This window comes from Streptomyces sp. NPDC030222 (assembly GCF_055573115.1).
Map to the genome: position 1 here is coordinate 148089 of NZ_JBVICA010000008.1, position 13705 is coordinate 161793.

15 protein-coding genes are annotated in these 13705 nt (G+C 71.4%); 8 read left to right on the plus strand and 7 right to left on the minus strand.

What is annotated here, in order from left to right; all coding sequences use genetic code 11:
* Positions 1–86: 86 nt before the first annotated feature.
* Both ACZ4Z5_RS14665 and ACZ4Z5_RS14670 read right to left on the minus strand, forming a co-directional pair.
* Entirely contained in the window at positions 87–797 is a 711-nt protein-coding gene (locus ACZ4Z5_RS14665; RefSeq protein WP_468261789.1) for a TetR/AcrR family transcriptional regulator, read from the minus strand.
* A gap of 70 nt (positions 798–867) precedes the next feature.
* Entirely contained in the window at positions 868–2442 is a 1575-nt protein-coding gene (locus tag ACZ4Z5_RS14670; RefSeq protein WP_468261792.1) for a DHA2 family efflux MFS transporter permease subunit, read from the minus strand.
* A 389-nt stretch (positions 2443–2831) separates the two neighbouring features.
* On the opposite strand from ACZ4Z5_RS14670, the gene panB reads away from it, so the two are divergent.
* The 4 genes from panB to ACZ4Z5_RS14690 all read left to right on the plus strand — a co-directional run bounded on the left by panB (position 2832) and on the right by ACZ4Z5_RS14690 (position 7301).
* A complete protein-coding gene (gene panB, locus ACZ4Z5_RS14675; protein ID WP_468261795.1) occupies positions 2832–3710 on the plus strand; it encodes a 3-methyl-2-oxobutanoate hydroxymethyltransferase in 879 nt (292 codons plus the stop codon).
* A gap of 155 nt (positions 3711–3865) precedes the next feature.
* Positions 3866–4225 (plus strand): cupin domain-containing protein, encoded by a 360-nt coding sequence (locus ACZ4Z5_RS14680; protein WP_468261797.1) that lies wholly within the window; start codon positions 3866–3868, stop codon positions 4223–4225.
* Positions 4226–4789: 564 nt separating this feature from the next.
* Positions 4790–5881, plus strand: coding sequence for a homoserine dehydrogenase (locus tag ACZ4Z5_RS14685; protein ID WP_468261800.1), 1092 nt, complete (start codon positions 4790–4792; stop codon positions 5879–5881).
* Positions 5874–7301 carry an aldehyde dehydrogenase family protein gene (locus ACZ4Z5_RS14690; RefSeq protein ID WP_468261802.1) on the plus strand — a complete coding sequence of 476 codons (1428 nt, stop codon included), beginning with the start codon at positions 5874–5876 and terminating at the stop codon, positions 7299–7301. The genes ACZ4Z5_RS14685 and ACZ4Z5_RS14690 overlap by 8 nt, the downstream gene beginning before the upstream one ends.
* A 46-nt stretch (positions 7302–7347) precedes the next feature.
* On the opposite strand, the gene ACZ4Z5_RS14695 is transcribed toward ACZ4Z5_RS14690, so the two are convergent.
* Both ACZ4Z5_RS14695 and ACZ4Z5_RS14700 read right to left on the minus strand, forming a co-directional pair.
* Positions 7348–7812 carry an Lrp/AsnC family transcriptional regulator gene (locus ACZ4Z5_RS14695; RefSeq protein ID WP_468261805.1) on the minus strand — a complete coding sequence of 155 codons (465 nt, stop codon included), beginning with the start codon at positions 7810–7812 and terminating at the stop codon, positions 7348–7350.
* Between the two features lie 136 nt (positions 7813–7948).
* Positions 7949–8113 carry a hypothetical protein gene (locus tag ACZ4Z5_RS14700; RefSeq protein ID WP_468261807.1) on the minus strand — a complete coding sequence of 55 codons (165 nt, stop codon included), beginning with the start codon at positions 8111–8113 and terminating at the stop codon, positions 7949–7951.
* A 176-nt stretch (positions 8114–8289) separates the two neighbouring features.
* On the opposite strand from ACZ4Z5_RS14700, the gene ACZ4Z5_RS14705 reads away from it, so the two are divergent.
* Positions 8290–9096, plus strand: coding sequence for a site-2 protease family protein (locus tag ACZ4Z5_RS14705; protein WP_468261810.1), 807 nt, complete (start codon positions 8290–8292; stop codon positions 9094–9096).
* On the opposite strand, the gene ACZ4Z5_RS14710 is transcribed toward ACZ4Z5_RS14705, so the two are convergent.
* Together ACZ4Z5_RS14710 and npdG are read right to left on the minus strand one after the other, a co-directional pair.
* Positions 9086–9355, minus strand: a complete 270-nt coding sequence (locus ACZ4Z5_RS14710) for a hypothetical protein (RefSeq protein ID WP_468262058.1) — start codon at positions 9353–9355, stop codon at positions 9086–9088. The two genes, ACZ4Z5_RS14705 and ACZ4Z5_RS14710, sit on opposite strands and share 11 nt — an antisense overlap.
* A 285-nt stretch (positions 9356–9640) precedes the next feature.
* Positions 9641–10357 carry an NADPH-dependent F420 reductase gene (gene npdG, locus ACZ4Z5_RS14715; protein WP_468261813.1) on the minus strand — a complete coding sequence of 239 codons (717 nt, stop codon included), beginning with the start codon at positions 10355–10357 and terminating at the stop codon, positions 9641–9643.
* A gap of 103 nt (positions 10358–10460) precedes the next feature.
* Here npdG and ACZ4Z5_RS14720 point away from each other — a divergent pair, with 103 nt between their 5' ends.
* Together ACZ4Z5_RS14720 and ACZ4Z5_RS14725 are read left to right on the plus strand one after the other, a co-directional pair.
* Complete coding sequence (locus ACZ4Z5_RS14720; protein WP_468261816.1) at positions 10461–11060, plus strand: hypothetical protein; 600 nt, start codon at positions 10461–10463, stop codon at positions 11058–11060.
* A gap of 69 nt (positions 11061–11129) precedes the next feature.
* Positions 11130–12401, plus strand: coding sequence for an MFS transporter (locus ACZ4Z5_RS14725; RefSeq protein WP_468261818.1), 1272 nt, complete (start codon positions 11130–11132; stop codon positions 12399–12401).
* Positions 12402–12543: 142 nt separating this feature from the next.
* Here ACZ4Z5_RS14725 and ACZ4Z5_RS14730 read toward each other — a convergent pair whose 3' ends face one another.
* Positions 12544–12783 carry a hypothetical protein gene (locus ACZ4Z5_RS14730; RefSeq protein ID WP_468261820.1) on the minus strand — a complete coding sequence of 80 codons (240 nt, stop codon included), beginning with the start codon at positions 12781–12783 and terminating at the stop codon, positions 12544–12546.
* A 57-nt stretch (positions 12784–12840) separates the two neighbouring features.
* Here ACZ4Z5_RS14730 and map point away from each other — a divergent pair, with 57 nt between their 5' ends.
* Positions 12841–13698: a type I methionyl aminopeptidase gene (gene map, locus ACZ4Z5_RS14735; protein ID WP_468261823.1), complete on the plus strand. Its 858-nt coding sequence runs from the start codon at positions 12841–12843 to the stop codon at positions 13696–13698.
* Positions 13699–13705 lie beyond the last annotated feature (7 nt).

Genomic DNA, 13705 nt, shown 5'->3' on the forward strand with positions numbered 1-13705 from the left:
TGCCCCTACGACGACATCCGGGCGCGGGGGGTTCCGGGAGGATCCGGTAGTGGCGGCAGCTGTGACAGAACGCGCATATTCCGACGTCAGTGGGGTTTTGCGGCGGGTTGCGCAGCGTCCCGGGGCGTACGGGCCACGCCTTGCAGTACGGCGTCCACGATGCGTTCGGCGCTGCCCTCGCGCGGGAGCCCGTCGGGCCGCAGTACGGTCCGCACCAGCATCGGTCCGATGAACAGGTCGCCCAGCAGCTCGAAGTCGATGTCGTCACGGATCTCGCCGGTGGCGACACCGCGTCGCAGCACGTCCTCCATCCACTGGCGCCGCGGGTCTATCACGGTCTCGTGGTACATCCGCCAGAGCTTGGGGTAACTCTGCATCTGCGCGAAGACGTTGTGGAGCAGCGCCGAGGACTGCTTGGCGAGTCCCCGGCGGCGCAGGGCTTCGATCATGGCGACGAGGTCGTCGCGCACGGAGGTGCCGGGCAGTTCCGGATCGGGCTCCTCGACGGACTTCACCACGTCCACGAAGAGCGCCTCCTTCCCTTCCCAGCGGCGGTAGATGGTGGCCTTGCCGACGCCCGCGGTGCGGGCGACCCGCTCGATGGACAGCTCGGAGAGCGGGACGCCCTCCTCGATGAGACGGACGACGGCTTCGACGATGGCGCGCTCGGCGGCCTCGCTGCGCGGCCGGCCGCGGCGCGGCTCGCACGGCTCGCCGGGGGCGCACGGCTCGTCCGGGACCTCCCGCTGCCGCGGGGTGTCCGGTGTCGCCTGCTGTTCCCGTTCCTTCGTGGACACGTCCGTCCCACCTCTCACTTGCCGTCCGCTGCCCCGATTGTCCCCGACGCGGGGGCCCGTGGGGCGGTGGTCAGCGTCCTGCGGCGACCGGTGCGTCGCTCCTGGGGCCGCCCGGGTGGCCGGCCGCGGCGGCGGGGGTGCGGCCGGGCAGGAAGACGGCCACGACCACGGCACCGAGCACGGCGACGGCCGTCGAGCCGAGCGCGGTGAGGTGCATGGCGTGCAGGAAGGCGTCGTTCGCCGCGCCGGCCAGTTCCCGGCCGGCCGGGCCGAGTTTCGCGGCGACGCCGAGGGTGCCCTCGATGGACTCGCCGGCGAGCTGCCGGGCGGCCGGCGGCACGGCGTCGAGGTGGCCCTCGATCTCGCCGCGGTAGGCGGTGGACAGCAGCGAGCCGAGCACCGCGACACCGAGTGCGCCGCCCACCTGACGGAAGGTGTTGTTGACCGCCGAGCCGGAGCCCGCCTTCTCCCGCGGCAGCGTCTGCATGATCGAGACCGTGACCGGCGGCATGATGTGCGCCATCCCGGCGCCCTGCACGAAGAAGACCAGCTCCAGCGCCCAGACAGGGGTGCCGGCGTCGAAGAGGGCGAAGGCCCCTAGCCCTCCGGCGACCAGCAGCATTCCGGCGGTGCACACGGCACGGGAGCCGAACCGTTCCACGACGAGCCGGGCCCGGGGCGCGAACAGCATCTGGGCGACCGCCAGCGGCAGGATCAGCAGGCCCGACTCGAGCGCGCTGAAGCCGCGCACGCTCTGCAGGTAGAAGGCGGAGAAGAACGTCACGCCCATGAGGGCGAAGAAGACCAGGGCGATCGCGGCGACGGCCGCGGAGAAGGCGGGCCTGCGGAAGTACGAGACGTCGAGGGCCGGGTGGGAGCTGCGCTTCTCGTGGAGGACGAAGAGGGCGAGGACGACGAGTCCGCCGAGGAAGGTCGCGAGGACGACCGGCTCGGTGAAGTCGGCCCGTTCGCCGCCGCGGATGATGCCGTAGACGAGCAGGACGAGGCCTATGACGGAGAGCACGACGCCGAGCGGGTCGAGCCGGCCGGGCCGGGGGTCCTTGGACTCGGGGACGATCAGGGCGATGGCGGTCAGGGCGACGATCACGACGGGCACGTTCACGAGGAAGACCGAGCCCCACCAGAAGTGCTCCAGCAGCAGCCCTCCGGTGATCGGGCCGATGGCAATGGCGAGGCCGACGCTCGCGGCCCAGATGCCGATGGCCTTGGGCTGCTCGTCGCGCTCGAAGACGTTCATCAGGATGGCCAGCGTGGCCGGCATCACGAAGGCTCCGCCGAAGCCCATGACGGCGCGGTACGCGATGAGTTCACCGGGCGAGCCGGAGAAGGCGGCGAGCACCGAGCCGATGCCGAAGACGACGACGCCGGCGAGGAGCACCCGTTTCCGGCCGATGCGGTCACCGAGGACACCCGAGGTGAACAGCAGTCCGGCGAAGACGAGCGTGTAGGAGTTGATCGCCCACTCCAGGGCGCTCTGGGTGGCGCCGAGCCCGGTGGGTTCGGGGGCGGCGATGGTCTTGACCGCGACGTTCAGGATCGAGTTGTCGAGGACGACGATCAGCAGGCTGAGCATGAGCACGCCGAGGATCGCCCACCGGCGTCGATGCACGGCTTCGGTTGGCATGGAACCAGCATAGACGTATTCGATACGAGACCGTCTCGTATTTAAACGATGAGGGTGCCGGGGCATTCGGGAGAGAGGGGACGCCGGACGGTGCCCCGGCGTACGGGGCGCCGGAGGGTTCCCGGGCGTACCGGACTCGGGGGGACTCACCGGGCGCCGGTCGGACGTACGGGACGCGGGCCGGGCGCACACGACGCGGGTGGGACGTACGGGACGCGGGCCGGGCGGGAGGCTGCCGGAGGGGCGCGGGCAGGCGCCCGGCGGAGGCACTCGGGGGCGTCACGGGTGTGGCCGAGGTCGCTCTTTGCGGGAGCGGCACGAAGTGCCACCATGGACGTGGTCCGGGGACGCCGTCAGGGCGCCTCGAGATGACGAACAGGAGCGTTGCGATGACGCAGCTTTCGCCTGCGCAGAACCCGCCGGGTGTACGCCCCGACAGCGGCACCCCGACGCTGTACGGCGGCAAGAGCACCCGCAGGGTCACCATCCACGACATCGCCGCCGCCAAGGAGCGCGGCGAGAAGTGGCCGATGCTGACCGCTTACGACGCGATGACCGCCTCCGTGTTCGACGAGGCCGGCATCCCGGTCATCCTCGTCGGCGACTCCATGGGCAACTGCCACCTCGGCTACGACACCACCGTGCCCGTCACGATGGACGAGATGACCCTGCTCTCCGCCGCCGTCGTCCGGGGCACCAAGCGCGCCCTCGTCGTCGGCGACCTGCCGTTCGGCTCGTACCAGGAAGGCGCGGTGCAGGCACTGCGCAGCGCCACCCGGCTGGTCAAGGACGCGGGGGTCGGCGCGGTGAAGCTGGAGGGCGGCGAGCGGTCGCTGCCGCAGACCGAGCTGCTCGTCCAGGCCGGCATCCCGGTCATGTCCCACCTCGGCCTGACCCCGCAATCCGTGAACGCCATGGGCTACCGGGTGCAGGGCCGCGGCGACGAGGCCGCCCACCGGCTGCTGCGCGACGCCAAGGCGGCCCAGGACGCGGGCGCCTTCGCCGTCGTGCTGGAACTCGTCCCCGCCGAGCTGGCCGCCGAGGTGACCCGCTCGCTGCACATCCCGACCATCGGCATCGGCGCGGGCTCCGCGACCGACGCCCAGGTCCTCGTCTGGACCGACATGGCCGGCCTCACGCCCGGGAAGCTGCCGCGGTTCGTGAAGCAGTACGCGGACCTGCGGACCTCGCTCGGCAACGCGGCCAGGGCCTTCGCCGAGGACGTGGTCGGCGGCGCCTTCCCGCAGGAGGAGCACACCTTCCACTGAGCCCCGAGGGCTCCGTTCGAGCCACTGCGGCACCAGCCACAGCCCGCCGATATCCCCCGTCGGCGGGCTGTCGGCCGTCCGGACACACCCCGTCCCCACGGCGTAGCGTGGAAAGCGGACTCGGGGGTTCCCTCGCTACCCGGGAGGTGGCCGCCATGGCCGGAATCGTCTGCAGGAGTTTCGACAAGGCGGACGAGACCCGCCCGTTCGAAAAGGGGCGGCTCGACGTCATCGACACGGACCGCGGCGCGGTGGGCCGCGCCGTCTTCGAGCCGGGCTGGAAGTGGTCGGAGCACGTGAAGCCCATCGCCGGCACGGACAGCTGCCAGGCCGGGCACGTCGGATACGTCGTCAGCGGCCGGATCAAGGTCGTGATGGACGACGGTGAGGCCGTCGAGTTCGGCCCCGGCGACTTCATGGCCGTCGCCCCCGGACACGACGCCTGGGTCGTCGGCGACGAGCCCTGCGTCGCACTGGACTGGGTGGGCTTCGGCGACTACGCGAAGCGCACCTGACACTCCAACGACGTTTCGCTGTCCGGCCTGGCGGGATGGCCTTTCAGCCCGTCCGTCCGACCGCCGGGAAGCCGTCCCTCGGCCGATCCTGGAACGTGCGGGCCGGACGCAGTTCCCGGGTGATCTTCCCGTAGTGCGCGCATGAAGGCTGGGCCTCCTGGTGGCTCGGGTACGCGACCCCGTTCCGAGCGTTCCCGGAGGCCCTGTCGTCGTTGTCGTACGGGCCCTGGCCCGTCCACTTCAACTCGTCCGCCGCGTCGTGCGATCGCCTCGCGCGTGTAGTACGGAGACACCGCCGGCCGTCCGGGCCCGTGCGCCGGTATCCGTGCGTGGCACGGCGGGGTCACAGTACAGAGGTCCCGTCGAAGCGGTGGCGGGGTGCGCGCCGCACGTCGACGGCTTGGCGTGTGCTCACCGGCAGGAGGGCACGGGCGGTTCTCCATCAGGACTGTGCAGATGGGCATGCTGCGTGGTCGATCCGACAGGGAGCAGGTGACGGGTTGGTCGGCGAGGCTCCGACCAGCCGCGCCACAAGGCTGCGGCGGATTGTGAAGGAGCCTTCCCATGGGCCGATACGACCTCGCCCTGATCGGATTCGGTGGTGTCAACCGCGCGCTCGCCGAACTCATAGCCGAGCGGGGCGAACGCCTTTCCCGGGAGCTGGGTTTCGCCCTGCGTGTCGTGGCGATCACCGACTTGCGGGCCGGCTCTCTGGTGGACACCGAGGGAATCGATCTCGCACCGCTGCTTGCGGCCGAACCGGGCGAGCTCGCCTTCGCCGGGATGCCCGGCGGAGATGCCGATCCCCGCAACGAGTGGGTGATCTGCGAGGTGCCCAGTGACATCGTCGTGGAGGCGACGTTCACCGATCCCACGGACGGCGAGCCCGCCCTCTCCCATGTGCGCTGGGCTCTGGAGTCCGGAAAGCACGTGTGCACCACCAACAAGGGCCCCGTGGCCCTCGCCGGCCGGACACTGCGGCAGCTGGCCGCCGAGCGGGGGGTCGGCTTCGAGTTCGAGGGTTCGGTCCTCAGCGGCACGCCGGTGCTGCGCACCGCCCGGCGCATGTTCCGCGGTCTGGAGATCACAGGTTTCCAGGGCATCATGAACGGCACGTCGAACTACGTCCTCGGCCGCCTCGAGGAGGGGACGGACCTGACGGCAGCCATCCGCGAGGCCCAGGAACTGGGGTACGCCGAAGCCGACCCCACAGCCGACATCGAGGGCCATGACGTCCAGCTCAAGGTGATGATCATGGCCAACGAGGTCCTCGGCGCCGACCTCCGCCGCGAGGACATCCCCTGCGAAGGCATGTCCGGGATCACGCGGCAGGACGTGCAGAGCGCGGCCTCCAGGGGCCGACGCTGGAAGCTCGTGGGCTCCGCGATGCGCCTGGCGGACGGCAGCATCGACGCCTGGGTGGCCCCATTGGCCCTGCCGGCCGACCACCCGCTCGCCGGGGTACCGGGCACGCTCAACGCTGTCGCCTTCCACACCGATCTGCTGGGCACCGTCACCGTGTCCGGTCCGGGCGCCGGCCCGACGGAGACCGCCTACGCACTGCTGTCGGACATCATCGCCCTGCACGAGCGCCACCCCGCGGACGAAGGCACCGCCCCCCGGCACCGCGTCCTCCAGGAGACACACCGTGGCTGACATCGCCGTGAGCCCCGTCATCGAACTCGGCGCCGGCACCGCGCCCGTGCACAACCCCTACACGGGCCGGACGGTGGCCTCGGTCCGCACCGTGGACGCCGCAGCCATCGGCACCGTCCTGCAGCGCGCCCGGGACGGCCGTTCCACTGCTGCTTCGCTGTCGCGCGCCGCACGGGCCGCCGTCCTGGACCGTGCCGCCCGGCTGATCGAGCAGCGTGCCGAGTCGTTCGCCCGACTCATCGTCAGCGAGGCGGGCAAGACCATCGCGCAGGCCCGCAAAGAGGTTGCCCGGGCGATCAACACGCTGTCGCTGTCCGCGGCCGAGGCCCGGCGCAACGCAGGTGAAGTGATCCCCTTCGACTCCTACGAAGGCTCGGAGGCCCGGCAGGGCTGGTTCACCCGTGAACCGCTGGGAATCATCGCCGCCATCACGCCGTTCAACGACCCCCTGAACCTCGTCGCCCACAAGCTCGGCCCGGCCGTCGCCGGCGGTAACGCGGTGATACTCAAACCGTCCGCTCTCACCCCCCTGTCCGCCCTCCGTCTGGTCGACACGCTCATCGAGGCCGGTATGCCCGAGGAGATCGTCACCGTCGTCAACGGCGGCGCGGACATCGGCGCCGCGATCGTCGCCTCGGCCGAGGTGAGGATGGTGTCCTTCACCGGTGGCTTCGCCACCGGTGAGGCCATCTCCCGCACGGCAGGGCTGAAGAAACTCGCCATGGACCTCGGCGGCAACGCTCCGGTGATCGTAATGGACGACGCAGACCTGGAGGCCGCGGTGGAGGCGTGCGTCTCCGGCGCCTTCTGGGCCGCCGGCCAGAACTGCATCGGCACCCAGCGGATCCTCATCGCCCGCGAGGTGTACGAGCGCTTCCGTGACGCCTTCGTGGCCCGCACGAAGACGCTGCGGGTCGGCGACCCGCAGCGGGAGGACACCGACCTCGGCCCCATGATCACCAGGGAGGCCGCGCAGAGCACGAAAGCGAAGGTCGACTCCGCCGTGGCCGACGGGGCAGTCCTGCTGTGCGGCAACGAACTCACCGGATCCCTGTACGCGCCCACAGTGCTGGAAGACGTCCCGGCCGACTGCGTGATCCGGCAGGAGGAGGCCTTCGCACCGGTCGTCGTCCTGCAGTCGTTCTCCTCCTTCGAGGAGGCCGTCGAGCAGGCCAACGCCATCGACTTCAGCCTCCACGCGGGCATATTCACCGCGCGTCTGGACCGTGCGCTGTCGGCGGCCCGGCTGCTGGAAGCGGGCGGAGTGATGATCAACGACTCGTCCGACTACCGGTTCGACGCGATGCCGTTCGGTGGATACAAATACGGCAGCATGGGCCGCGAGGGCGTGCGTTTCGCCTTCGAGGAGATGACCCAGCCGAAGGTGGTCTGCCTGAACCGGCCGGACGGACCCCGGTGACACGGAGCGGCCGGCCTGCCGGACACGGGGTGTGCGGCCGCGTTGCTCACTCCGGCCCCGCTTGGATCCCCCCGGCCCGCGGACGGCTGACGATCCGGGACAAGGTCAGCGACGTGACGGTGTCCCGTACCCCGGGCATCCGTGCAATGTCCTCCCAGATGTCCTGGACACGTCCCAGCGATCCGGCCTCGAGCCGCACCATGATGTCGAAGTCACCGCTGAGCACCTCGCAGATGACGACCTCCGGGATGCGTTTGAGAGCAGCCAGGACGTCCGCGCCACGCATGCGGTCCTGGCGGTACACCAGTACGAGGGCGGAAACGACGTCATCGGGCGCGCGGTCGACGGGACGGACGATGGTGTAGCCGACGATGTGCCCTTGACGTTCCAGACGCTCGATGCGCTGGCGCACCGCATTGCGTGACAGCAGGACCCGGCTGGCCAACTCCGCGTGGGAGATACGCGCGTTACGCGTCAGTTCGGCGATGATCTTCTGATCGACGGAGTCCACGGCGGACGTACTCCTTCAGCGACGCCCCTGGCAGCCGGGCCACCCGTCCTCGGTCTTCGAGGTCGCCACCGCCATCGGGGATCCCGCCGCCGAAGATGCTCCGGCATTGCGGGCGGCCCATCGTACACCCTGCTGTTCAGCGCGCCGGCAGGCCCGCGCCGAGCTTGCCTCCGTCCTGGGCACCATGCCCGGCGAGGAGGCCGAGGCGACGGCCCGCGGCCTGCTGGAGCTCCTCGGTGCCGGCCAGGTCCGGCGGCCGCACAGTGGGGTCGATCGCGCGTGCGACGCCGTGGGGCGGCACCGTCGGTCCGGCCCAACCCCTCTCCGGGGCCCGGGCCTTGCGCGACACGGGCCTCGGCGGTGTCCCGGAAGGCACACATCGTCCCCGACAAGGGACGGCCGCCGGCTCAGCCCCGCACTTCGGCGAGGCTGGTGACGCCGATATCCGCCCGCTGCGCCGACGGGTACGGTCTACGCATGACTACCGCAGCCCGAAGCCGTCATGAGCGCCGTGTGAGCCCGGTCTTCCTCGGAATCGTCGCCGTCATGGCGGTGACCGGCTGGGCGGTGTGGACCGGTTTCGCGGCGAACCCCGGGGTCGCGGTCTTCCTGTTCGTCACCTCGGCGTGGGTCGTGTCGCTGTGCCTGCACGAGTACGCGCACGCCCGGACGGCGATGCACGGCGGGGACCTCACCGTGGGCGCGAAGGGCTATCTGACGCTGAATCCACTGAAGTACACCCATGCGCTGCTGAGCATCGTGCTGCCCGTGGTCTTCCTGATCATGGGCGGCATCGGTCTGCCGGGCGGTGCGGTGTTCATCGAGCGGGGGCGGATCAGGGGCCGTTGGAAGCACAGCCTGATCTCGGCGGCGGGCCCGCTCACGAACGTCGCGTTCGCGATCGTGTGCACGGCGCCGTTCTGGCTGGACGCGCTGGACGGGGTGCCGTTCGGGTTCCGGTTCGCGCTGGCGTTCCTCGCGATGCTCCAGGTGACGGCGTCGATCCTGAACTTCCTGCCGGTGCCGGGCCTCGACGGGTACGGCGTGGTCGAGCCGTGGCTGTCGTACCGGATCCGGCGGCAGGTGGAGCCGTTCGCGCCCTTCGGTCTGCTCGCGGTGTTCGCGCTGCTGTGGGTCCCGGAGATCAACCAGGTGTTCTTCACCGTGATCGACACCGTGATGCAGGGTCTCGGGGTCGACGAGGCGGACACGTACTGCGGCCAGAACCTGTACCAGTTCTGGAAGGGCGTGCACCCGGTCTGCGAGGACGTGCTCAGCCGCTAGCGGCGGCAGCCTTCTCGGCCCGGCCCTTGCGCAGGTAGTACCAGGCGAGGTTGGAGGAGACCCCGGCCATCAGCACCCAGACCACGCCCAGCCAGCTGCCCCGGGCGAAGGAGAACACGGCCGCGGCGACGGCGAGGGCGCACACGGCGATGGCGTACAGAGCGAGGCGGGGCATGGGGGTCGGCTCCTGTCCGGTCTTCGGGATCGGTGCGGATCCGCGGCGGGATCCCGGTGTCTTACGGCCCCCAGTGTCCCCCATGGCCGTACGGCCTTCAGTGTCCCCCATGGCCCGGTGTGCACCGTGCCCCGGTGCCCCCGTGTCGCGGTGTACCCGTGTCCCCGGTGCGGGTGCGCCCCCGGAACACGGGCGGACACCGCGAGCCCGATGCACGAAGCCCCTCCGGCCCGCCCGACAGCCACCGGGGGCGGCCCCGACACCCACCGGGGCCCGACACCCACGGGGCCGGACACCCACCCGGGCCCGACACCCACGGGGCCGGACGCCCACCCGGGCCGCCGGATCCGCACCGGGCCGCCGGACGCGTCAGACGTCCGTGACGCGCAGACCCGCGTGCGCCTTGTAGCGGCGGTTCACGGAGATCAGGTTGGCGACGAGCGCCTCGACCTGGTGGGCGTTGCGCAGCCGGCCCGCGAAGACGCCGCGCATGCCGGGGATCAGGCCGGCGAGGGCCTGCACGATCTCGGCGTCGCCTCGGGAGTCGCCGAGCACCATCACATCGGTGTCGATCTCGTCGATCGTCTCGTCCTGCAGCAGCACCGCCGACAGGTGGTGGAACGCGGCGGTGACCCGCGCGTCGGGAAGCAGCGCGGCGGCCTGTTCGGCGGCACTGCCCTCCTCCGGCTTGAGGGCGTAGGCGCCCTGCTTGTCGAAGCCCAGCGGGTTGACGCAGTCGACGACGAGCTTGCCGGCGAGCTCCTCGCGGAGCGCCTCCAGGGTCTTGGCGTGGCCGTCCCACGGCACGGCGACGATCACGATGTCGCTGCGCCGGGCGCATTCGGCGTTGTCGGCGCCCTCGATGCCGAAGCCGAGGTCGGCGGCCGCCGTCAGGGCCCGTTCCGCGGCGCGGGATCCGATGATCACCTTCTGTCCGGCCTTGGCCAGCCGGTAGGCGAGACCGCGGCCCTGGTCTCCGGTGCCGCCGAGCACGCCGACGACCAGACCGGACACGTCGGGCAGGTCCCAGGGGTCCTTGGCCGCCGCCTTGGCGGGGGTCTTCTTCGCGCTGTCCTGTGCAGTCATGGCCCCGACACTACTGGCAGAAATCCGTACGGCCGTCCCCGATCGGGTGAGCCTTCAACCAATGGCAGGTGCGGCCGTCGCGGCTGGGGCAGGATGCCTGGCCATGGACGCCGTACGGGTCGCCGCGCTGCGGGAAGTGCTCGCCGGGACGGAGTGGCCGCGCGCCACCCGGCGGTTCGCCGGGGTGCTCCGCTCGTCGGTGGTGCCGAACGGCGGCGGGCTGCTGCTCGTCGGTACCGAGGACTACGAGCCCTGGCACCTGGCGGCCCACCTGGTCGACGAGGCGGCCTGGGCCGGGCTGCCCGAGCTGGCGCCGACGCTGGTACGGCACCTGGTGCGGCCCGGTGACCCCGCGCATCTGTCGGTCGGACTGGGCAGGATCACCGCGGCGGGCCGCGGTGACACGCTGCTGCTGGTCGCCCCGCAGCGGCCGCACGACGGGCTGCTGGAGCGCGTCCACGACGCCCGCCGGGCCGGGGCGACGGTCCTGGCGGTGAGCGGCGGCGACCGCGACACCGGGATCCTCGCCCATGAGGCCCTCGCCGTCCCGGAGTCCGACGAGGTGGACATCGACACGGTCCAGCACCTGGTCAGCGCAGCGGCCGGGGAGAACTGCCCGCCGTCCCCGCGTCGCCACCGCTTCCGTGACCGGCTGTCCGCCCTCGCGGACCGGCTGACCTCACCGCCCCCGCCCCGCTGGTAGCCGACGCGGGGACACCCCGGCGGAAATTGCGTTGCCGACGGTCGCGTCCCGCGCTGAGGATGGACGGTCGTGGCCCGCCGACTCTCCGCCGTACTGCCCGACCTGACGCCCCTGCGAACCATCCCCGATTTCCGGCGGCTGTGGGTCCAGGGGCTGGTCACCTACTTCGCCAGTGCCGTCGCGATGGTCGCCCTGCCGTTGCAGATCAAGGACATGACCGATTCGCCGCTCGCGGTCGGCGCGATGGGCGCGGTCGAGCTGGTGCCGCTGGTCGTCTTCGGCCTGTACGGGGGCGCCCTGGCCGACGCCGCCGACCGGCGCAGGATCATCGTGCTCACGGAAGCCGGCCTCGCGGTGCTGGCCGCCGTGCTGATGGTCAACGCGGTGCTGCCGGAACCACTGCTGTGGCCGCTGTACCTGGTGGCGGCAGGGGTGTCCGCGCTGGCCGGTCTCCAGCGGCCGGCCCTGGACTCGCTGATCGCCCGGATCGTGCCGCACGACCAGCAGACGGCGGCGGCCGCGATCAACGGGCTGCGCTGGAACGTCGCGGCGATCGCCGGACCGGCCCTGGCCGGCGTCGTGGTCGCGTACGCGGGCCTCGGCACCGCGTACGGGATCACGATCTGCGGCTTCGTCGCCTCGGTGCTGATGTGCACCCGCCTCGCGCCGGCACCGCCCGCGCACGACGCCGAGAAGCCGTCCCTGCGGGGCATCGCGGAGGGCGCGCGGTACGCGTGGAGCCGGCCGGTGCTGCTCGGGACGTACGCGGTCGACCTGGTGGCGATGGTCTTCGCGTTCCCGAACACGCTGTTCCCGTTCCTCGCGGACGAACTGGACGCCGTCTGGGCGCTCGGTCTGATGTACGCGGCGGGGTCGGTGGGCTCGGTCCTGGTCGGGCTGACCAGCGGCCGGCTGTCCCGGGTGCGGCGGCACGGGCTGCTGGTGGTGTTCGGCGCGGCGGGCTGGGGCCTCGCGATCGCGGGCGCGGGCTGGTTCACGGACGTCTGGCCGGTGCTGCTGTGCCTCGCCCTGGCGGGCGCCGGGGACATGCTGAGCGGCCTCGGCCGCGCGACGATCTGGAACCAGACGATCCCCGAGGAGCTGCGCGGGCGCCTCGCGGGGATCGAGGTGCTGTCGTACAGCGTCGGCCCGCAGCTGGGACAGGTGCGGGCGGGCGCGGTGGCGGGCTGGACGGGCACCCGCCCCGCGGTCTGGACGGGCGGACTGGTGTGCGTGCTGTCGGTGGGCCTGCTGTCCGCCGCGCTGCCGGGACTCGTGACCTACCACGCCGACCGTGACGAGGACGCGCAGCGCCGCAGGGCGGCGGACCCGGCGTCCTGACCGCGCGCGTGCCGTCCGGGGGGGGCAGCCCGCCGGGGACCACCTCGACGTCCCGGTCGGCTGTCTCCCGCGGGGCACCCCGCCCCGTCCGCCCCCCCTCCGCCCTGCCGGCCGGCCAGGAGTCCCGTCGGCACCCGCCCCGCTACGGCTTCGCCTCGCCCTCCTCCGTGGGCCCCACCGCGTCGTGCCAGCGCGGGTCGTTCTCCCACTGGAGGTTCCGCTCGCGGGCCGTCTCCATCGCGTGGTCGGCCTCTTTGCGGGTGGCGTACGGGCCGAAGCGGTCCTTGGCCGGGCACTCCGGGCCCTCCTCGACCTTCTTGTGTTCGAGGCAGTAGTACCACTCGCCCGGCTTGCCGACGGTGCGCTTCTTGAACAGGGCCATCTACGGCTCCTTTCTCGTGCTCATCCTGTCCCGTGGGGGCTGGATAGACTCGCCGGTATGTCTGGCCAGTCGCTGCTCGTACCAGGGGAGCTGTCTCCCATCCGATCCGTTCCCGGAAACATCCGGCGTCCCGAGTACGTGGGGAGGCCCGCGCCGACGCCGTACACCGGGCCGGAGGTCCAGGACGCGGAAACGATCGAGCGGATGCGCGTCGCGGGCCGCCTCGCCGCCCAGGCGATGGAGGAGGCCGCCAAGCTCATCGCGCCCGGCGTGACCACCGACGAGCTGGACCGTGTGGCGCACGAGTTCCTCTGCGACCACGGGGCGTACCCCTCGACGCTCGGCTACCGCGGGTTCCCCAAGTCGCTGTGCGCCTCGGTCAACGAGGTCATCTGTCACGGCATCCCGGACTCCACCGTCCTCCGGGACGGCGACATCGTGAACCTGGACGTCACGGCGTACATCGGCGGGGTGCACGGCGACAACAACGCCACCTACCTGTGCGGCGACGTGGACGAGGAGTCCCGGCTGCTGGTGGAGCGGACGCGGGAGTCGCTGAACCGGGCGATCAAGGCCGTGAAGCCGGGCCGGCAGATCAACGTCATCGGCCGGGTCATCGAGTCCTACGCCAAGCGGTTCGGCTACGGGGTCGTCAGGGACTTCACCGGACACGGGATCAACTCCTCGTTCCACTCCGGACTGATCATTCCTCATTACGACAGTCCGCACGCGACGACCGTCATGCAGCCCGGCATGACGTTCACGATCGAACCGATGCTGACGCTCGGCACCCACGAGTACGACATGTGGGACGACGGCTGGACGGTCGTCACCAAGGACCGGAAGCGGACCGCGCAGTTCGAGCACACCCTGGCGGTGACCGATAACGGGGCCGAAATCCTTACGTTGCCCTGATCACGAT

Bases quoted from the DNA above. Each gene is read 5' to 3' on its own strand.
- panB (WP_468261795.1), top strand. From the start codon at position 2,832: ATGACGCAGCTTTCGCCTGCGCAGAACCCGCCGGGTGTACGCCCCGAC.
- ACZ4Z5_RS14720 (WP_468261816.1), top strand. From the start codon at position 10,461: ATGGACGCCGTACGGGTCGCCGCGCTGCGGGAAGTGCTCGCCGGGACG.
- ACZ4Z5_RS14705 (WP_468261810.1), top strand. From the start codon at position 8,290: ATGACTACCGCAGCCCGAAGCCGTCATGAGCGCCGTGTGAGCCCGGTC.
- ACZ4Z5_RS14730 (WP_468261820.1), bottom strand. From the start codon at position 12,783: ATGGCCCTGTTCAAGAAGCGCACCGTCGGCAAGCCGGGCGAGTGGTAC.
- npdG (WP_468261813.1), bottom strand. From the start codon at position 10,357: ATGACTGCACAGGACAGCGCGAAGAAGACCCCCGCCAAGGCGGCGGCC.
- ACZ4Z5_RS14710 (WP_468262058.1), bottom strand. From the start codon at position 9,355: ATGGGGGACACTGGGGGCCGTAAGACACCGGGATCCCGCCGCGGATCC.
- ACZ4Z5_RS14670 (WP_468261792.1), bottom strand. From the start codon at position 2,442: ATGCCAACCGAAGCCGTGCATCGACGCCGGTGGGCGATCCTCGGCGTG.
- ACZ4Z5_RS14680 (WP_468261797.1), top strand. From the start codon at position 3,866: ATGGCCGGAATCGTCTGCAGGAGTTTCGACAAGGCGGACGAGACCCGC.
- map (WP_468261823.1), top strand. From the start codon at position 12,841: ATGTCTGGCCAGTCGCTGCTCGTACCAGGGGAGCTGTCTCCCATCCGA.
- ACZ4Z5_RS14685 (WP_468261800.1), top strand. From the start codon at position 4,790: ATGGGCCGATACGACCTCGCCCTGATCGGATTCGGTGGTGTCAACCGC.